A 16,754-nucleotide genomic window follows, 5' to 3' on the forward strand; every position below is an offset into this window, starting at 1 on the left:
TTCTGTCGACAGTAGGCCGAGATGGTTGGCAAAGTCAATCATCTCCGGGACCGGCGCGGCCGCCCGGGCGCGCGACGCACCCGGGCGGCCGGTTCCGTGCGGCCGGGCGGCCGCTACTCGACCGTCACGCTCTTCGCCAGGTTGCGGGGCTTGTCGACGTCGCGCTTCAGGGCCACCGCGGCGTAGTAGGCCAGCAGCTGGAGCGGGATGTTGAGGAGCAGCGGGTCCAGCTCCGGCTCGCTCTTGGGCACCAGGATGCAGTGGTCCGCGAGCTTGGCCTCGGGCCGGCGGTGGGCGACGGCCAGCACGCGGCCGGAGCGGGCCTTGATCTCACCGAGGGTGGTGAGGTTCTTGTCGAGCAGCTCGTCGTCCGGGACCAGCGCGACGGTCGGCAGCTCGGGGCTGATCAGCGCGAGCGGGCCGTGCTTCAGCTCGCTGGCGGGGTAGGCCTCGGCGTGGACGTAGGAGATCTCCTTGAGCTTCTGCGCACCCTCGCGGGCCACCGGGAAGCCGCGGACCCGGCCGATGAACATCATGCCTTCGGACTCGGCGTACGCGGCCGCGAGCTCGGCGATCTCCTCGCCCTGCGCGAGGATCTCCCGGATCTGGTCCGGCAGCGCCTTCAGCCCGGCCACGATCCGGCGGCCGTCGGCGGGCGAGAGGTCGTGGATGCGGCCGAAGTGCAGGGCGAGCAGCGCGAAGGCGACCACCGTCGAGGTGAAGGCCTTGGTGGAGGCGACCGAGATCTCCGGGCCGGCGTGCAGGTAGATGCCGCCGTCGCACTCGCGCGCGATGGCGCTGCCGACGGTGTTGACCACGCCGAGCACCCGCCCGCCCTTGCGCTTGATCTCCTGGACGGCGGCGAGCGTGTCGTAGGTCTCGCCGGACTGGCTGACCGCCACGTACAGGGTGTCCGCCTCGATCACCGGGTTGCGGTAGCGGAACTCCGAGGCCGGCTCGCTGTGGGCGGGGATCCGGGACAGCTCCTCGATCAGCTGGGCGCCCATCTCGCCGGCGTAGTAGGCGGAGCCGCAGCCGAGGATCTTGACCCGGCGGATCTCGCGCAGCTCGCGGGCGTCCAGGTTGAGACCGCCGAGGTGGGCGGTGGCGAAGCGCTCGTCGAGCCGGCCGCTGAGGGTGCGCTCCACCGAGCCGGGCTGCTCGTGGATCTCCTTGAGCAGGAAGTGCTCGTAGCCGCCGGTGTCGTAGGAGTCGATCTCCCAGTCGACGGTGGACGGCTGGCGGTGGGTGGTGCGGGCGTCCTCGGTGAAGGTGCGGAAGCCGTCGGCGCGGACGGTGGCCAGCTCGCCGTCCTCCAGGTGGACGACCTGGCGGGTGTAGCGGACGAGGGCGGAGACGTCGGAGGCGGCGAACATCTCCTTCTCGCCGATGCCGAGCACGATCGGGCTGCCGTTGCGGGCGACCACGATCCGGTCGGGCTGCTCCGCGTCGAGCACGGCGATGCCGTAGGTGCCGACCACCTTGCCGAGCGCGGCGCGCACCGCGTCCTCCAGCTCCGCGCCCTCGGCGGCGTGCGCGGCGATCAGGTGGGCGAGCACCTCGGTGTCGGTCTCGGAGCGGAACACCGCGCCGTCGGCGGTCAGCTTGGCCCGCAGCTCGTCGGCGTTCTCGATGATGCCGTTGTGGACGACGGCGATGCGCTCGGCGTTGTCCAGGTGCGGGTGGGCGTTGGCGTCGCTGGGCACGCCGTGGGTCGCCCAGCGGGTGTGCCCGATGCCGGTGGTGCCCTTGAACCGGGCCGGTACGGCGGCGGCGAGGTCGGCGACCCGGCCCTTGACCTTGCGGAGCTTGAGGCCGCCGGTGCGGCCGGTGACGGCCACGCCGGCCGAGTCGTAGCCGCGGTACTCCAGCCGGGCCAGGCCCTCCAGGAGGAAGGGGGTCGCGTCCTTGGGGCCGATGTAGGCCACGATTCCGCACATCTGGGTGGACTCCTTGAACGGGGAGGGCGAGGGGGCGACGGCGGTCAGCCGTAGACGATCCGGCGCAGCTGGCGGGCCGAGAGCCCGGGCGCCGCGACGCGCCGGGCGGGCAGCTCCTCGGCCAGCCGGGCGAAGATCTTCTCGTTGGTCAGGCCGCGTGCCTGCAGCTCGCCGTGGCGGCGGCGGACGTACTCCTCGGTCGTCTCGGAGAAGTACGCCAGCACCTCCGCCACCACCCGCGCCGCCTCGCGGGGCCCGAGCGGGCTGGTCCGGGTGAGGTGCGCGAGCAGGTCTTCGTGAGGGTGCGAGGAGCCGGGTGAGCTGGACACGAATGGGGAGCCTAGGCCGGACCGGGCCGCGAGATCAAAGATCCTGCCCGATTTCGGGCAGGCCTTGCGGCATTTGGAGGAGGCAGGGCGCCCGAAGTCCCTTTCGGCCCTCGGGTGGCGGCGCGCCACCCCGGCCGGCGCCGGTTCGCCACCCGGCCGACACACCCTTGTAGCGACACCACTACGCCCCGTAGCGTGATACTCCGCATACGCATCGGAGATGCGTAGCGGAAGACCGGAGGCTTGCTGATGTGCGGGATCACCGGATGGGTCGACTTCGAGCGCGACCTCACCGCCCAGCGTCCAGTGCTGGACGCGATGACGCGGACCCAGCTCTGCCGCGGCCCGGACGCCGGCGGCGCCCACCTGGAGCGGCACGCCGCGCTCGGCCACCGCCGCCTCGCCGTGATCGACATCGAGGGCGGCATCCAGCCCATGACCGTCGAGCACGACGGCCGCGTACTGGCCGCCCTCACCTACAGCGGCGAGGTCTACAACCACCGCGAGCTGCGCGCCGAGCTGGAGGCGGCCGGCCACCGGTTCCGCACCCGCAGCGACACCGAGGTGGTGCTGCACGCCTACCTGGAGTGGGGCGAGGGCCTGGCCGAGCGACTGAACGGCATGTTCGCCTTCGCCGTCTGGGACTCCCGCCGCCAGGAGCTGCTGCTGGTCCGCGACCGGATGGGCGTCAAGCCGCTGCACTACTTCCGGACGCCGCACGGCGTGGTCTTCGGCTCCGAGGCCAAGGCCGTGCTGGCGCACCCGGACGTCCGGGCGGTGGTCGACCTGGACGGGCTGCGCGAGATGCTCGCCGTCAGCCGGACCCCCGGCCGCACCGTCTACCGGGGGATCGCCGAGGTGCGGCCCGGCCACGTCGTCCGGGTGCGCAGCCAGGGCGTCACGAGCCGGCGGTACTGGGCGCTGGAGGCCCGCGAGCACACCCACAACCTGGAGACCACCGTCGCCACCGTGCGCGCCCTGCTGGAGGACATCGTCCACCGCCAGCTGGAGGCGGACGTCCCGCTCTGCTCGCTGCTCTCCGGCGGGCTCGACTCCAGCGCCGTCACCGCCATCGCCGCCCGGGCGCTGCGGACGGCCGGTGCCGGCCCGGTGCGCTCCTTCGCGGTCGACTTCACCGGCCAGAGCGAGAGCTTCCGGGCCGACGCCGTCCGGTCCACCCCGGACGGCCCGTACGCGCGGATGCTGGCCGGGCACGTCGGCGCCGACCACCACGTCATCGAGCTGGACAGCGCCGCGCTCACCGACCCGGCGCAGCGCTCCGCCGTACTGCGGGCCCGGGACACCCCCGGCGGCTTCGGCGACATGGACGTCTCGCTGCTGCTGCTCTTCCGGGGGGTGCGCGAGAAGTCCACCGTGGCGCTGTCCGGCGAGTCCGCCGACGAGCTGTTCGGCGGCTACCGCTGGTACCACGACCCGAAGCTGGTCGCCGCCGACGACTTCCCGTGGGTGGACGCGGTCACCCAGCTCGGCGGAACCGGCGCCGGCCCGCGCGACCAGCTGCTGGACCGGGGGCTGGCCGAGAAGCTCGACGTGGCCGAGTACCGGCGGGCCCGCTACCGCGAGGCGCTGACCGAAGTCCCCCACCTGCCCGGCGCCGACCCGGTGGAACGCCGGATGCGCGAGATCTCCTACCTCAACCTCACCCGCTTCGTCTGCATCCTGCTGGACCGCAAGGACCGGATGAGCATGGCCAACGGCCTGGAGGTCCGGGTGCCGTTCTGCGACCACCGGCTGGTCCAGTACGTCTTCAACACCCCCTGGGCGATGAAGAGCTTCGACGGCCGGGAGAAAAGCCTGCTGCGGGCCGCCGTCCGCGACCTGCTGCCGGCCGAGATCGCCGACCGGGTGAAGAGCCCGTACCCCGTCGTCCAGGACCCGCACTACCCGGCGCTGCTGCGCGCCGAACTCGCCGAGCTCGCCGCCGACCCGGGCGCCCCCGTGCTCGGGTTGCTGGACCGCCGGGCGCTCACCGACGCGCTCGCGCCGGACACCGACCCGCAGTCCGTCCGGCTCGGCGTCGACCTGGCGCTGGACCTCAACGCCTGGCTGACGGAGTACCAGGTCTCCCTGGAACTGTGAGCGGCCGTCACCTCCGGACGGCGGCGTGCCGGGTGCCCGCCGTCCGGGTGGTGACCGCCGGGCATCCCGCTTCGTTGACCGGGTGCGACGTGCGATAGCGTCGCCGACACCTCCCGAATGGCTGCCCAAAACGCGGATTCCCGCCCCCGTGGCGTCAGGATGGGGAGCGAACCGTCCGTCTCGATCCGCCGGGGGATCTCCGCCATGCAGCCGCGAGTCTTCGCGATTCTCACCGCCCTCCTGCTGGGAGTGCTGGGCCTCGGGTCGGTGGCCGTCACCGACTGGACCCCCGCGACGAGCACCTCGGCGACCGCCCCCGGCGCCGCCACCGCGGCCGGCTCCAACGCACCCCCCGTCGGCGGCGCCGCGACGGCGACCCCGACCGGTGACCCGGCGGTCTGGACCCGCTCGACGCTGCGCAACAAGATGATGGCCGAGATGCAGGCGAGCGACCCGGGGGTGGCGCTGGCGGACCTCGACCGGATCACCAAGCAGCTGCCGTACACCGTCCGGTTCTGCCACCCGATCGCGCACGAGCTCGGGCACGAGGCGGTCAAGCGGTACAACGCCGACTTCCAGAAGGTCATCTCCTTCCCCCACGAGACCTGCGCGGCCGGCTACCTGCACGGCGCGGTCGAGGAGATGCTGAACGCCTCCGCCCAGCCCGAGGTGGACCTGCTCAAGCTCTGCGCGCCCAAGAACACCGGCCCCTGCATCCACGGCGTCGGGCACGGCACGATGTTCGTCGCCAAGCAGGACGTGGCCAAGGCCCGCGACCTCTGCAACAAGTTCACCACCGACCAGAACCGGATCCGCTGCTCGGAGGGCCTGTTCATGCAGCTCTTCGGCCCGGACGAGGAGGACGAGAAGGCGAAGGCGAACCTGCCCGCCGACAAGCTCGCGCAGGACCCGCTCTACCCGTGCAAGGACCAGCCGGCCCTCTACCAGTCCGCCTGCTACTTCTACGCGCCGACCTTCTTCCTCTCCTCGCACGACTACCCGAACCACCCCGAGGTCTACGGCGAGGCGCTGAAGTGGTGCCTCAACGGCAAGGCGAGCGGCGGCGCGGTGGACTGCAGCCGGGGCGTCGGCTCGCGGACCATGAAGTACAACCTGGACCGCGAGGAGTGGGCCGCCGAGCAGTGCGCGACCGCCGCCGACGGCTGGCAGCGCAAGGCCTGCGCCGAGGGCCTGGTCAGCTACTACACGGTCAACTACACCGACGGCGGTGCGGCAGGCCGGCTCTGCGCCAAGATCACGAACAAGGAGATGCAGGGCTACTGCCGCTCGGCGAGCGGGCTCTCCGCCTCCCTGGACTGATCCCCTCCTCCCAGGACCGGGGCCGCGCCGCACGGCGCGGGACCGCCTTCGTAGGAACAGGGTGGGCCAGGGGTGCCGAGGGCACCTCGCCCAACGGCCCCGTACCACCTGGAGCCCGCCGTGACCTCCGAGGACTTCCGCGCCGCCGCGCACGCCGCCGCCGACCTGGTCAGCGACTACCTCGCCGACCTGCCCGCCCGCCCGGTCTGGCAGCCGATGGACGACAGCGCCCGGCAGGCCCTGCTGGACGCGCCGCTGCCCGCGGCCGGCCGGCCGCTCACCGAGCTGCTCACCGCCATCGACGCGGAGGTGCTGCCGTACCCGATGGGCAACGGCAACCCGCGGTTCTTCGGCTGGGTGAACTCCGCCCCCGCGCCGGCCGGCGTGCTCGCCACCCTCGCCGCGTCCGCCATGAACCCCAGCTCGGCCGGCGGCGACCACGCCGACGTCCACCTGGAGCGGGCCGTGGTCCGCTGGATCGCCGAGCTGGTCGGCTTCCCCCACCCGGCCGGCGGCGGGCTGCTCACCTCGGGCACCTCGATGGCGACCATCGTCTGCCTCGCCGCCGCCCGCGACCGGGCCGCCCGCGCGGCCGGGTGGGACGTCCGCGAGGACGGCCTCGCCGGGCTGCCGCCGCTGGTCGGCTACGTCACCGGCGAGACGCACTCGTGCGTGCGCAAGGCCGCCGAGCTGCTCGGCCTGGGCAGCCGGCACCTGCGCACCGTCGCCACCGGCCCCGACGGCCGGCTCGACCCGGCCGTCCTGCGGGCCGCGATCGAGCGGGACCGGGCCGCCGGACTGCTGCCGTTCCTGGTGGTGGCCTCCGCCGGCACGGTCGGCACCGGCGCCGTGGACGCCTTCGGGCCGATCGCCGACGTCTGCGCCGAGCAGCGCCTCTGGCTGCACGTGGACGGCGCGTACGGGGCCTTCGGCGTACTGGACCCGCTGATCGCCCACCGTTACGCCGGGCTGGAGCGGGCCGACTCACTCGCCCTCGACCCGCACAAGTGGCTCGGCGTCCCGGTGGACTGCGGCTGCGCGCTGGTGCGCGACACCGAGGAGCTGCGCGCCACCTTCAGCCTGGTGCCGCCCTACCTGCGCGACGAGGCCGCCGGGGCGCTCGGCTGGTTCTCCGAGTACGGCACCGAGCAGACCCGCCCCTTCCGCGCCCTCAAGGTCTGGGCCACCATCGCCCACCGGGGCCGCGACGGCATCGCCCGGGACATCGCCCGGTGCACCGCGCTGGCCCGCCACCTCGGGGAACTCGTCGAGGCGGACGACGAGTTGGAGCTGCTGGCCGAGGTGCAGACCTCGATCGTGGCGTTCCGTCACCGCGCCGCCGGCCTGGACGGCGCCGCGCTGGACGCGCTCAACCGGGAGCTGCCGACCGCGGTGCAGCGGCGCGGCCGGGTCTTCGTCACCGGCGCCCGGCTCGACGGCCACGAGATGCTGCGCGCCTGCCTGCTGAACGCCGCGACCACCGAGGCGGACCTCGCCCTGCTGCTCACCGAGGTGAAGGCGGCCGCGGCCGAACTGCTCGCCGGCGCGCAGCGGTAACCGAGGCCCGGAGACATTTACCGACAGGTCACGGGGGATTCGTGATCGCGAAACACCGGAGCGGCAGATTGATGGCATGGAGCACACGGAGCCTCTGACGACGACCGAATCCACCGACCACTCGCCGACCCCCTCCCGTGCCCAACGGCGCGGCGCCAGAACCCACCGCTGGCGCCGCGACACCGTGGAGCTGGCCGCGGTCTTCCTCTCGGTGACCGCCGCCGACCTGGTGGCCAAGCTCGTCGTGCACGGCCCGGAGGGCCCGGTGGTGCTCGCCGCCTCGGCGGTGGCCCTGCTCGCCACGGCGCTGTTCCACACCTGGTGGTCACACCGGCACCATCTGCACGGCCCGCCGGCCCCGGACGCGTCGGCGCCCCCGGGTCCGCCCGCGCCGAACGCGGCGGAGGGGCTGAAGGGGCCGCTGGCCGACTTCGAGCAGACCGCGCTCTGGCGGGTCCGCACCACGGTGCAGGACTCCCCCGGCAGTCTGGCCCGGGTCTGCACGGCCTTCGCCGAGCGGCAGGTCAACATCATCTCGATGCAGTCCCACCCGCTGCCGAACGGCACCGTGGACGAGTTCTTCGTCCGGGCGCCGCACGCCCTCACCCGGACCGACCTGGCCGCGCTGGTGGCGTCGGCCGGCGGGCACGACATCTGGACCGACCCGGCCGACGCGCACGACCTGGTGGACGTGCCCACCCACGTCCTGGCGCTGGCGACCCGCACCGCGCTGGACGCCGCCGAGCTGCCGATCGCGCTGCGCCGGCTGTTCGGGCAGTGCGCAATCCGGCAGTACCCGGGCGCGGCCCGGCGCGGCGGCGCCGGGGTGGACGGGCACCTGATGCGGCTGCCGGTGCCCTCCGGCGACCTCATCGAGCTCAGCCGCCCGCACCTGCCGTTCACCCCGACCGAGTTCGCCCGGGCCCAGGCCCTGGTCGAGCTGGACACCCTGCTCGGCCCCCGGGTGCCGGACGTCCGGGCCCGGCTGCGGCTGCCCGCCGGGGCGGACCTGACCGTGCGGCGCGCGGACGAGGGCGACCGGGAGGCGGCGCTGGCGATGCACGGGCGCTGCTCCCCGGAGACCCTGCGCCGGCGCTACCACGGCCCCGTCCGGGACGCCGACCGCTATCTGGACCACCTGCTGGACGCCCGGCACGGCCAGACCCTCACGGTCGAGGCCGCCGACGGGCGGATCGTCGCCCTCGGGCACCTGATGTGGGACGACGGCAGCGCCGAGGTCGCGGTGCTGGTCGAGGACGACTGGCAGCGGCGCGGGCTGGGGCTCGACCTGATGCGGCGGATGGCCGCGCTGGCGCTGGAGGCCGGAGTGGAGACGGTCTACGCCGTCACCCACTCCTCCAACACCGGGCTGATCGCCACCATGCGCAAGCTGGCCGCGCCGCTGGACTACCAGGTCGAGGAGGGCACCCTGGTGATCACCGCGCACCTGGCGGAGGCCGCCGAGGAGCTGCCCGTGCCCTGGCCCACCCGGCCGGGCAGGTAGTCCGGTCTTCACCGGATCCTCACCGCGGGCCTCGGCACGCTCACCGGTCCGGGCGGCGATCATGCCGCCCGGACCGTCGCGCGCCCGGACCGGACCGGCGCCGTCGGGCGCTCGGCGGGCCCCTCGCAGGCGCGCACCGGGGGAACCGACCGGCCCGGCCGAGGCGTCCCCCGCAGGGCAAGGCCCCTCCGTACACCGCCCGTTCTGACGCCGCGTCAGAGCGGCGCCGACGAGGCAGCCGGCGCCGTCGCAGCAGGCGGCGCGGGGTCCGGAGCGTCGAGCCGGGCGGCGGAGTCGGTAGGCTGGCCCCGTCCCCGCCGCCCGACGGCCCGTTATCCGGCCCCGGGCGGTGCCGCAGCAAGGAGGAACCACTGAGCATGGCAGGCACCGAATCGGAGCCCACAGGCGCACGCGACGCCTCGCTGCCCGCCCGCGCCAAGATCGCGGTCACGGCCGGCAAGGTGGCCGCCGCCCTGTCCCAGAAGGCGGGCCGAGGCAGCGGCTCGGTGATCGGCGGCAAGATCGCCCTGAGGCTCGACCCCGACCTGCTCGCCACCCTCGCCGACCACCTGGACGTCGTGCTGGTCAGTGCCACCAACGGCAAGACCACGACCACCCGGCTGATCGCCGAGGCGCTGCGCGCCGCCGGCCCGGTGGTCTCCAACGCCCTGGGCGCCAACATGCCGGCCGGCATCACCTCCGCCCTGGCCGGCGGCACGGACGCCCGCTTCGGCGTCATCGAGGTGGACGAGAAGTACCTGGCCGGAGTGGCCCGTGACACCCACCCCAAGGCGATCGCCCTGCTCAACCTCTCGCGCGACCAGCTGGACCGCGCCGCCGAGACCCGGATGATGGCCGAGAAGTGGCGCGAGGGCCTCCAGGACACCGAGGCCGTGGTCATCGCCAACGCCGACGACCCGCTGGTGACCTGGGCCGCCTCCTCCTGCAAGAAGGTGGTCTGGGTGGCCGCCGGACAGGCCTGGAAGGAGGACGCCTGGTCCTGCCCCGCCTGCGGCGGCGTGATGCAGCGCCCCGGCGACGACTGGTTCTGCCAGGACTGCGGCTTCCGGCGCCCCAACCCGCACTGGGCGCTCCAGGGCACCCACGTGATCGACCCGCAGCGCGGCGCCTGGCCGATCCAGCTCCAGCTGCCCGGCCGCGCCAACCTGGCCAACGCCACCAGCTCCGCCGCCGTGGCCGCCGTCTTCGGCGTCCCGCCGCAGGTCGCGCTGGAGCGGATGCAGTCGGTGACGGCCGTGGCCGGCCGCTACGACGTGGTCCAGTACCAGGGCCGGGACATCAGGCTGCTGCTCGCCAAGAACCCGGCCGGCTGGCTGGAGACCTTCTCGCTGATCGACGGCCCGCCGGCGCCGGTGATCCTCTCCGTCAACGCGCTCGACGCCGACGGAACCGACACCTCGTGGCTCTGGGACGTCGACTACGAGCGCCTCGCCGGGCACCCGGTCTTCGTGATGGGCCAGCGCAAGCTGGACCTCGCCGTCCGCCTGGAGGTCGCCGGGCTGCAGTTCCACGTGGTGGACTCGCTGGAGCAGGCCGTCCGGATGGCCCCGCCCGGCCGGATCGAGGCGATCGCCAACTACACCGCCTTCCAGCAGCTGCGGAAGGTCGTGGCCGGCTGATGCCCGGCCCAGCAGCCCACTTCACGACGGAAGGCCTTCGAGGATGAGTGAGAGCAGCCTGCGCGTGGTCTGGGTCTACCCCGACCTGCTCAGCACCTACGGCGACCGGGGCAACGCCCTGGTCGTGGAGCGCCGGGCCCGCCAGCGCCACCTCAACGTGACCAGGATCGACGTCCGCTCCGACCAGGCGGTGCCCACCAGCGGGGACATCTACCTGATCGGCGGCGGTGAGGACCGGCCGCAGCGGCTGGCCGCCGAGCGCCTGCGGGGCGACAGCGGGCTGGTCCGGGCCGCCGAGAACGGCGCGATCATCTTCGCCGTCTGCGCCGGCTACCAGATCCTCGGCCACGAGTTCGTCAACGACCTCGGCGAGCGCGAGCCGGGCCTCGGCCTGCTCGACGTCTGGACCACCCGCGGCGAGGGCGCCCGCTGCGTCGGCGACGTGCTCGCCGACGTCGACCCGCGCCTGGCCCTGCCGCAGCTGACCGGTTTCGAGAACCACCAGGGCATCACGCACCTCGGCCAGGGCGTCCAGCCGCTGGCCACCGTCACCGCGGGCCGGGGCAACGGCACCGGTGACGGCACCGAGGGTGCCTGGCGGGACACCGTCTTCGGGACGTACCTGCACGGCCCCGTGATGGCCCGCAATCCCGCGGTCGCGGACATGCTGATCAAGCTGGCGCTGGACGTGAACGCCCTGCCGCCGGCCGACACCACCTGGTACGACGCGCTGCGCGCCGAGCGCATCGCGGCCACTTCGCGCCCCGCGTAGTACGCCGGCCCGCTCCGACCGGGTGCCCGCGATGCGGTCATCCGGTCCACGGGCGGGCCCGGACGTACGACAATGGGGATGCCGGCTGCACACCCTCCTCGGCAGCAGGCTGCACTTCCGCGCGGGGGCGCCGACGGCGCCGCTCCCGCGTCGGCTCCTGCCCGGCCGGACGCAGGGGTCGTATGCTCGACTGCACGGTCGTTTTCGGGCGTTCTGTCCGGATCGACCGGTCCTTCACCCCTCGGTCATCTCCCCGCCATCACGGTGTGGGAACCGACCGCTACGGTGACGGTTCGTCGTCCCAGCCTGTAGTCCGGCCGTTCCTCGGTTCTGCTCGGGAGTTGCAAAGCAATGCGTATTGGAGTGCTGACCAGCGGCGGTGACTGCCCCGGCCTGAATGCGGTGATCCGCTCCGTGGTCCACCGGGGGGTGGTCGACCACGGCGACGAGATCATCGGGTTCGAGGACGGCTGGCGCGGTTTCCTGGAGGGCGTCCACCGCCCCCTGACCCTGGACTCGGTGAGCGGCATCCTCGCCCAGGGCGGCACCATCCTCGGCTCCTCGCGAGTGCAGCCGAGCCATCTGCGGGACGGCGTCGAGCGCGCCAAGCGGTACTGCGCCGACCTCGGTCTGGACGCGGTCATCCCGATCGGCGGCGAGGGCACCCTCAAGGCCGCCAAGCTGATGAGCGACGCCGGTCTGCCGATCGTCGGCGTGCCGAAGACCATCGACAACGACATCGCGTGCACCGATGTCACCTTCGGCTTCGACACCGCGGTCTCGGTCGCCACCGACGCGCTGGACCGGCTGAAGACCACGGCCGAGTCGCACCAGCGGGTCATGGTCGTCGAGGTCATGGGCCGGCACACCGGCTGGATCGCGCTCAACGCGGGCATGGCCGCCGGCGCCCACGCGATCGTCGTCCCGGAGCGCCCGTTCCACATCGACAAGCTCACGGCCGTCGTCCGCGAGCGCTTCGACCGGCAGAAGAAGTTCGCGATCGTGGTCTGCGCCGAGGGCGCCAAGCCCGAGCCCGGCACCATGCACTGGGAAGAGGGCAGCAAGGACATCTACGGCCACGAGCGGTTCACCGGCATCGCCACCCAGCTCTCCCGGGAGCTGGAGCACCGGCTCGGCAAGGAGGCCCGCCCGGTGATCCTCGGCCACACCCAGCGCGGCGGCACCCCGACCGCGTACGACCGGGTGCTGGCCACCCGGTTCGGCTGGCACGCCGTGGAGGCCGTCCACAAGGGCGCCTTCGGCCACATCACCGCACTGCAGGGCACCAACATCAACCTGGTGCCGATCGGCGAGGCCGTCGCCGAGCTCAAGACCGTGCCGCAGGAGCGTTACCTGGAGGCGGAGACGGTCATCTGACCAGACCCGACCGGACCACGGCCGCCGGCCCCCGAGCAACCGCTCGGGGGCCGGCGCCGTCTCGTGCGGGCGTCAGGTCGGCGCGCGGCCGGTCAGAAGCCGGTGTCGTAGGTGTAGCGGGCGGTGTGGTCGAGCATGTCCGCCGGGGTCACGTCGTTCCACGGCTTCATGGTCTCGTTGAGGTCGACCACGTTCGCCGTGCCGGCCGCCGGCAGGTAGGTGGACGACGGGTGGAGCTTCTGCCACTCCGACCAGAGCTTGTCGATGAAACAGTGGTGCAGCCAGAACACCGGGTCGTTCGGCGACATGCCGGTGGTCATGTGACCGCCGACCCAGACGTGCACCCGGTTGTGCAGGTTGACTCCGCGCCAGCCCTCCAGGTTGTTGCGGAAGCCGTCCGAGGCGCTGTTCCACGGCGCGGCGTCGTACGCGGCGATCGCCAGCACACCGGTGGCCTCGGCGCGGGTGGGCAGCTGGGCGACCGAGACGCCGAACTGGCGCCGCAGGAAGGTGCGGCTGTCCGGCCGCACGTTCAGCGCCCAGTTGCCGCCGGAGAAGGCGAACGGCCCGGTGGTCACCTGGCCGTCGCTGCTGCGGCCGTTGCCGCCCATGAAGTCGGCGCCCCAGATCGAGGCGGTGGTGGTGCGGTCCGCCGTCCAGTCCCAGTACGGGAGGGTGACGGTCGGGTCGATCGCCTGCAGGGCCCCCTCGAACTGGAGCAGGAAGCGCCGGTGCCAGGGCAGGAAGGACGGCGAACGGTGGCCGACCCGCTCGCCGTTGTCGGTGTCGCTGATGATGAAGTTGTTGTGGGTCGTGACGAAGGAGTCGTAACCGCCGTTGCGCTTGAGTTCGAGCACGGCGTTGACGAAGGCGCGCTTCTCCTGGGCCGTCAGGGTCGCCTGGTTCTTGCGGACTGCCATGAGTCCCCCCTTGGGTGTGAAGTGGTGTTCCTGGTCCGGGTGTTCGGACTCGGTGCTCAGACCGTCGCGATCGGCACGAGCGTGGCGCCCTGCAGCTCGCTGACGGCCGCGCGGGCGAGCGCGCGCGGCGTGGCGAAGGTCTGGTAGTGGTTGACGACGCTGATCCAGGTGCCGTCCGCGTTGCGCATCATGTGCAGCTCGTCGCCGTCGATCCGCACCGAGTAGCCGGCGCCGCCGTGGTGGTGGCTGCTGCCGTCGGTGACCGGGCGGCCCTGGATGCGACGGCCCTGGAAGACCTCGTCGAAGGTGTCGGACGCCCCCGGGTCGGCCGCCGTCGCCGACTTGCTGGTCGGACCGGCGACGCCGAGCACGACGGTGCCGGCGGCCGCGGTCAGGGCCACGGCGGCCCCCTGCAGCATCCGCCGCCGGGTCAGCTCCGAGGCATGGGTGTCTTCGGACATGGTGGTACCCCCCTTGGGCACCCCGTCTGGTGTTGGGGCGCCGTTCAGAAAAGCTTGCAGAAACGTTAATGCGAGGCGATTTCATGATCGTGCTCGCTGTTTCGATGCTCGCAGGGCAACTCGACCTAGTGAACTGCCGATCGGCGGGGGTACGTACGGTTGGCGCGGATCCAGCCATCCCCCGGCTGCCCACGCCTCGGACGCCCCAGGAAGATCTCCCGTTTCTCCACTGAATGATCGTCAGACCCGGATCGATCTTCACGCTGTGCAGATCCCGCGCCGAAAATCCTTCGCCCCCGACCCTTCCGCGGTGACCGGCACCACCCGGCCAGGATGGCGCGATGGGACGGCCTCCCTCCGGCCGACGGTGGCCGAACCCCGGTACCACCGGCCACAACTGTCGGTTCGTCCGGTGGGCGCGACGCCCCCGACGCGTCGGGGGCGTCGGAGCGGGACGGCTCGGTAGCGTGACGGAATGGAGATCCTCGCCTACGGCGTCCAACAAGATGAGCGGCCCCTGCTGGAGAAGGCCTTCGCCGAGCGCCACGCGCTGCGCAGCCTGGCGGTCTTCCTCGACCGCGACACCGCCCCGCTGGCGGCCGGGCACCGCGCGGTCAGCAGCAGCGTCAACGACGTCCTGGACGCCCGGACGCTCGGCCTGCTCGCATCCGGCGGCACCGAGCTGATCGCGCAGCGCTCCACCGGCTTCAACAACATCGACCTGGACGCCGCCGCCGAGCTCGGCCTCACCGTCGCCCGGGTCTCGTACTACAGCCCGTACGCCGTCGCCGAGCACGCCTGGGCGCTGGCGCTCGCGGTGAACCGGCGGCTCACCCGGGCCACCAACCGCTCCCGCGAGTTCGACTTCCGGCTGGACGGGCTGCTCGGCCGCGACATCCACGGGATGACGGTCGGCGTGCTCGGCACCGGCAAGATCGGCGAGTGCTTCGCCCGGATCGCCCACGGCTTCGGCACCGAGCTGCTCGGCTGGGACATCACGGAGAACCCCGCGTGCACCGCGCTCGGCATGACCTACGTGGACCGCGCCGAACTGCTCGCCCGCAGCGACCTGATCAGCCTGCACGTCCCGCTGGTCCCGAGCACCCACCATGTGATCGACGGCGCGGCGCTCGCCCTGATGAAGGACGACGCGATCCTGATCAACTCCAGCCGCGGCGGCCTCGTCGACACCACCGCCCTGGTCGAGACGCTGCGCGCCGGCCGGCTGTCCGGCGTCGGTCTGGACGTCTACGAGGAGGAGACCGGCGTCTTCTTCTACGACCGCTCGGTCGAGGGCGTCAGCGACGACACGCTCGCCCGGCTGGTCACCTTCCCGCAGGTCCTGATCACCTCCCACCAGGCCTACTTCACGCACACCGCCGTCGGCCAGATCATCGACGCGACGGTCCGCAACGTCGACGACTTCGAAGCCGGCCGGCGCAGCGAGAACACCCTGGTACCGAGGAACTGACCCCGGGGTGTCCGGCGGGGGCCCGGCTTGCGGTCCTTCGGCCCGGGGAGGTCCGGGTACGCGAGGCCGTCGCCGTCCCGGTCGAGTGCGTTCGGGTCGAGCGTGTCCGCCCGCAGGACGGCCTGCGCGTCGGCCTGGATCCTGAACGCGCCGCAGCCGAGGACATGACCCTGGTGCACGTACGGGGCGACGTCGCCGGTGTGCTCCGGGGGCCCCGCCGAGGAGCCCGCCCACCGCCCGGCCCGGCCCCGCCCCGTCCGGGGCGGGGCCGACCACCCTCCGGGACGCCCGGGGGAACGGAATGGACCTGGGGGAGGAATTCGCGGCAGAATGTGGTCTAGACCTCTACGTCGCTCTCCAGAAATGGCTATCCGTATGGAAATCGTGATCGTGCCCGACGCTGCCGCCGGAGGCAGCCTCATCGCCGCGGCGATCGCCGATCTGCTGACCGACAAGCCCGACGCCCTGCTCGGGGTGGCAACCGGCTCCACCCCGACGCCGATCTACCAGGCACTGGCCGCCCGCGTGCAGGCCGGGACCCTGGACGCCTCCCGCGCACGCGTCTGCCAGCTGGACGAGTACGTCGGCCTCCCGGCCGGCCACCCCGAGTCGTACCGCTCGGTGGTCCTGCGCGAGGTCGTCGGGCCGCTCGGCCTGACCGAGGCGTCCTTCCTCGGGCCGGACGGCAACGCGCCGGACATCGCCGCGGCCGCGGCGGCGTACGACCGCGCGCTCGCCGAGGCCGGCGGGGTCGACCTCCAGCTGCTCGGCATCGGCACCGACGGCCACATCGGCTTCAACGAGCCGTGCTCCTCGCTCGCCTCGCGCACCCGCATCAAGACGCTGACCCGGCAGACCCGCGAGGACAACGCCCGGTTCTTCGACAGCCTCGACGAAGTCCCGCACCACGTGCTCACCCAGGGCATCGGCACCATCCTGGAGGCCCGCCACCTGGTGCTGCTCGCCACCGGTGAGGCCAAGGCCGAGGCCGTCGCCCTCGCGGTGGAGGGCCCGCTGTCCGCGATGGTGCCGGCCTCGGCCCTGCAGCTGCACCCGCACGCCACCGTCGTCGTCGACGAGGCGGCCGCCTCCGGCCTCAAGCTCGCCGACTACTTCCGCGACACCTACGCCGCCAAGCCCGCCTGGCAGGGCCTCTGACACGAGGCCGGGGCCACCCGGTGGAACCGGAGCCCCACCGCCGAGGACCCGTCACCGCCCGCGGTGACGGGTCCTCGGCGTTCCCCCGCGCCGCCGCACCCGACACACGGCGCGGCCGCCTCGGCCGGACCGTCCGGCGGTCCGGGGCGAGCGGCCGCCGAGCCCCCGAGCGGGCCTCCACCGCACGGGCCCTGGGCCGAACGGG

General features: G+C 73.0%; 13 protein-coding genes. 9 read left to right on the plus strand and 4 right to left on the minus strand.

Features of this window, described 5'->3' with window-relative positions:
* Nucleotides 1–113: 113 nt before the first annotated feature.
* Together glmS and ACZ4UX_RS30200 are read right to left on the minus strand one after the other, a co-directional pair.
* Complete coding sequence (gene glmS, locus ACZ4UX_RS30195; RefSeq protein WP_396490561.1) at nucleotides 114–1,940, minus strand: glutamine--fructose-6-phosphate transaminase (isomerizing); 1,827 nt, start codon at nucleotides 1,938–1,940, stop codon at nucleotides 114–116.
* 44 nt (nucleotides 1,941–1,984) lie between these two features.
* Nucleotides 1,985–2,269: a hypothetical protein gene (locus ACZ4UX_RS30200; protein ID WP_352294279.1), complete on the minus strand. Its 285-nt coding sequence runs from the start codon at nucleotides 2,267–2,269 to the stop codon at nucleotides 1,985–1,987.
* Between the two features lie 249 nt (nucleotides 2,270–2,518).
* Here ACZ4UX_RS30200 and asnB point away from each other — a divergent pair, with 249 nt between their 5' ends.
* The 7 genes from asnB (at nucleotide 2,519) to ACZ4UX_RS30235 (ending at nucleotide 12,539) form a co-directional block, all read left to right on the plus strand.
* Complete coding sequence (gene asnB / locus ACZ4UX_RS30205; protein WP_465708964.1) at nucleotides 2,519–4,369, plus strand: asparagine synthase (glutamine-hydrolyzing); 1,851 nt, start codon at nucleotides 2,519–2,521, stop codon at nucleotides 4,367–4,369.
* Nucleotides 4,370–4,573: 204 nt separating this feature from the next.
* Nucleotides 4,574–5,689: a hypothetical protein gene (locus ACZ4UX_RS30210; RefSeq protein ID WP_465708965.1), complete on the plus strand. Its 1,116-nt coding sequence runs from the start codon at nucleotides 4,574–4,576 to the stop codon at nucleotides 5,687–5,689.
* A 120-nt stretch (nucleotides 5,690–5,809) separates the two neighbouring features.
* Complete coding sequence (locus ACZ4UX_RS30215; protein ID WP_465708966.1) at nucleotides 5,810–7,246, plus strand: pyridoxal phosphate-dependent decarboxylase family protein; 1,437 nt, start codon at nucleotides 5,810–5,812, stop codon at nucleotides 7,244–7,246.
* Nucleotides 7,247–7,322: 76 nt separating this feature from the next.
* The gene (locus tag ACZ4UX_RS30220) at nucleotides 7,323–8,750 is read left to right on the plus strand and encodes a GNAT family N-acetyltransferase (RefSeq protein WP_396490556.1); all 1,428 of its coding nucleotides are present in this window, start codon (nucleotides 7,323–7,325) and stop codon (nucleotides 8,748–8,750) included.
* 377 nt (nucleotides 8,751–9,127) lie between these two features.
* Complete coding sequence (locus tag ACZ4UX_RS30225) at nucleotides 9,128–10,390, plus strand: MurT ligase domain-containing protein (RefSeq protein WP_329491009.1); 1,263 nt, start codon at nucleotides 9,128–9,130, stop codon at nucleotides 10,388–10,390.
* A gap of 43 nt (nucleotides 10,391–10,433) precedes the next feature.
* Nucleotides 10,434–11,162, plus strand: a complete 729-nt coding sequence (locus ACZ4UX_RS30230; protein ID WP_329491008.1) for a type 1 glutamine amidotransferase — start codon at nucleotides 10,434–10,436, stop codon at nucleotides 11,160–11,162.
* Between the two features lie 351 nt (nucleotides 11,163–11,513).
* Nucleotides 11,514–12,539: a 6-phosphofructokinase gene (locus tag ACZ4UX_RS30235; protein ID WP_329491007.1), complete on the plus strand. Its 1,026-nt coding sequence runs from the start codon at nucleotides 11,514–11,516 to the stop codon at nucleotides 12,537–12,539.
* A gap of 92 nt (nucleotides 12,540–12,631) precedes the next feature.
* Here ACZ4UX_RS30235 and melC2 read toward each other — a convergent pair whose 3' ends face one another.
* Both melC2 and melC1 read right to left on the minus strand, forming a co-directional pair.
* A complete protein-coding gene (gene melC2 / locus ACZ4UX_RS30240) occupies nucleotides 12,632–13,459 on the minus strand; it encodes a tyrosinase MelC2 (RefSeq protein ID WP_465708967.1) in 828 nt (275 codons plus the stop codon).
* A 56-nt stretch (nucleotides 13,460–13,515) separates the two neighbouring features.
* Nucleotides 13,516–13,920: an apotyrosinase chaperone MelC1 gene (gene melC1 / locus ACZ4UX_RS30245; protein WP_329491003.1), complete on the minus strand. Its 405-nt coding sequence runs from the start codon at nucleotides 13,918–13,920 to the stop codon at nucleotides 13,516–13,518.
* Nucleotides 13,921–14,395: 475 nt separating this feature from the next.
* Here melC1 and ACZ4UX_RS30250 point away from each other — a divergent pair, with 475 nt between their 5' ends.
* Together ACZ4UX_RS30250 and nagB are read left to right on the plus strand one after the other, a co-directional pair.
* On the plus strand, nucleotides 14,396–15,391 hold the full coding sequence (locus ACZ4UX_RS30250; RefSeq protein WP_465708968.1) for a 2-hydroxyacid dehydrogenase: 996 nt from the start codon (nucleotides 14,396–14,398) through the stop codon (nucleotides 15,389–15,391).
* A 375-nt stretch (nucleotides 15,392–15,766) separates the two neighbouring features.
* Nucleotides 15,767–16,549 carry a glucosamine-6-phosphate deaminase gene (nagB, locus tag ACZ4UX_RS30255; protein WP_329491001.1) on the plus strand — a complete coding sequence of 261 codons (783 nt, stop codon included), beginning with the start codon at nucleotides 15,767–15,769 and terminating at the stop codon, nucleotides 16,547–16,549.
* Nucleotides 16,550–16,754 lie beyond the last annotated feature (205 nt).

The sequence above is a fragment of the Kitasatospora sp. NPDC028961 genome, from assembly GCF_055564815.1.

What these genes read in the sequence shown, in the direction of transcription:
- ACZ4UX_RS30235 (WP_329491007.1), top strand. Translation starts at nt 11,514, where the DNA reads ATGCGTATTGGAGTGCTGACCAGCGGCGGTGACTGCCCCGGCCTGAAT.
- ACZ4UX_RS30250 (WP_465708968.1), top strand. Translation starts at nt 14,396, where the DNA reads ATGGAGATCCTCGCCTACGGCGTCCAACAAGATGAGCGGCCCCTGCTG.
- glmS (WP_396490561.1), bottom strand. Translation starts at nt 1,940, where the DNA reads ATGTGCGGAATCGTGGCCTACATCGGCCCCAAGGACGCGACCCCCTTC.
- ACZ4UX_RS30220 (WP_396490556.1), top strand. Translation starts at nt 7,323, where the DNA reads ATGGAGCACACGGAGCCTCTGACGACGACCGAATCCACCGACCACTCG.
- ACZ4UX_RS30210 (WP_465708965.1), top strand. Translation starts at nt 4,574, where the DNA reads ATGCAGCCGCGAGTCTTCGCGATTCTCACCGCCCTCCTGCTGGGAGTG.
- ACZ4UX_RS30225 (WP_329491009.1), top strand. Translation starts at nt 9,128, where the DNA reads ATGGCAGGCACCGAATCGGAGCCCACAGGCGCACGCGACGCCTCGCTG.
- asnB (WP_465708964.1), top strand. Translation starts at nt 2,519, where the DNA reads ATGTGCGGGATCACCGGATGGGTCGACTTCGAGCGCGACCTCACCGCC.
- ACZ4UX_RS30230 (WP_329491008.1), top strand. Translation starts at nt 10,434, where the DNA reads ATGAGTGAGAGCAGCCTGCGCGTGGTCTGGGTCTACCCCGACCTGCTC.
- nagB (WP_329491001.1), top strand. Translation starts at nt 15,767, where the DNA reads ATGGAAATCGTGATCGTGCCCGACGCTGCCGCCGGAGGCAGCCTCATC.
- melC2 (WP_465708967.1), bottom strand. Translation starts at nt 13,459, where the DNA reads ATGGCAGTCCGCAAGAACCAGGCGACCCTGACGGCCCAGGAGAAGCGC.
- melC1 (WP_329491003.1), bottom strand. Translation starts at nt 13,920, where the DNA reads ATGTCCGAAGACACCCATGCCTCGGAGCTGACCCGGCGGCGGATGCTG.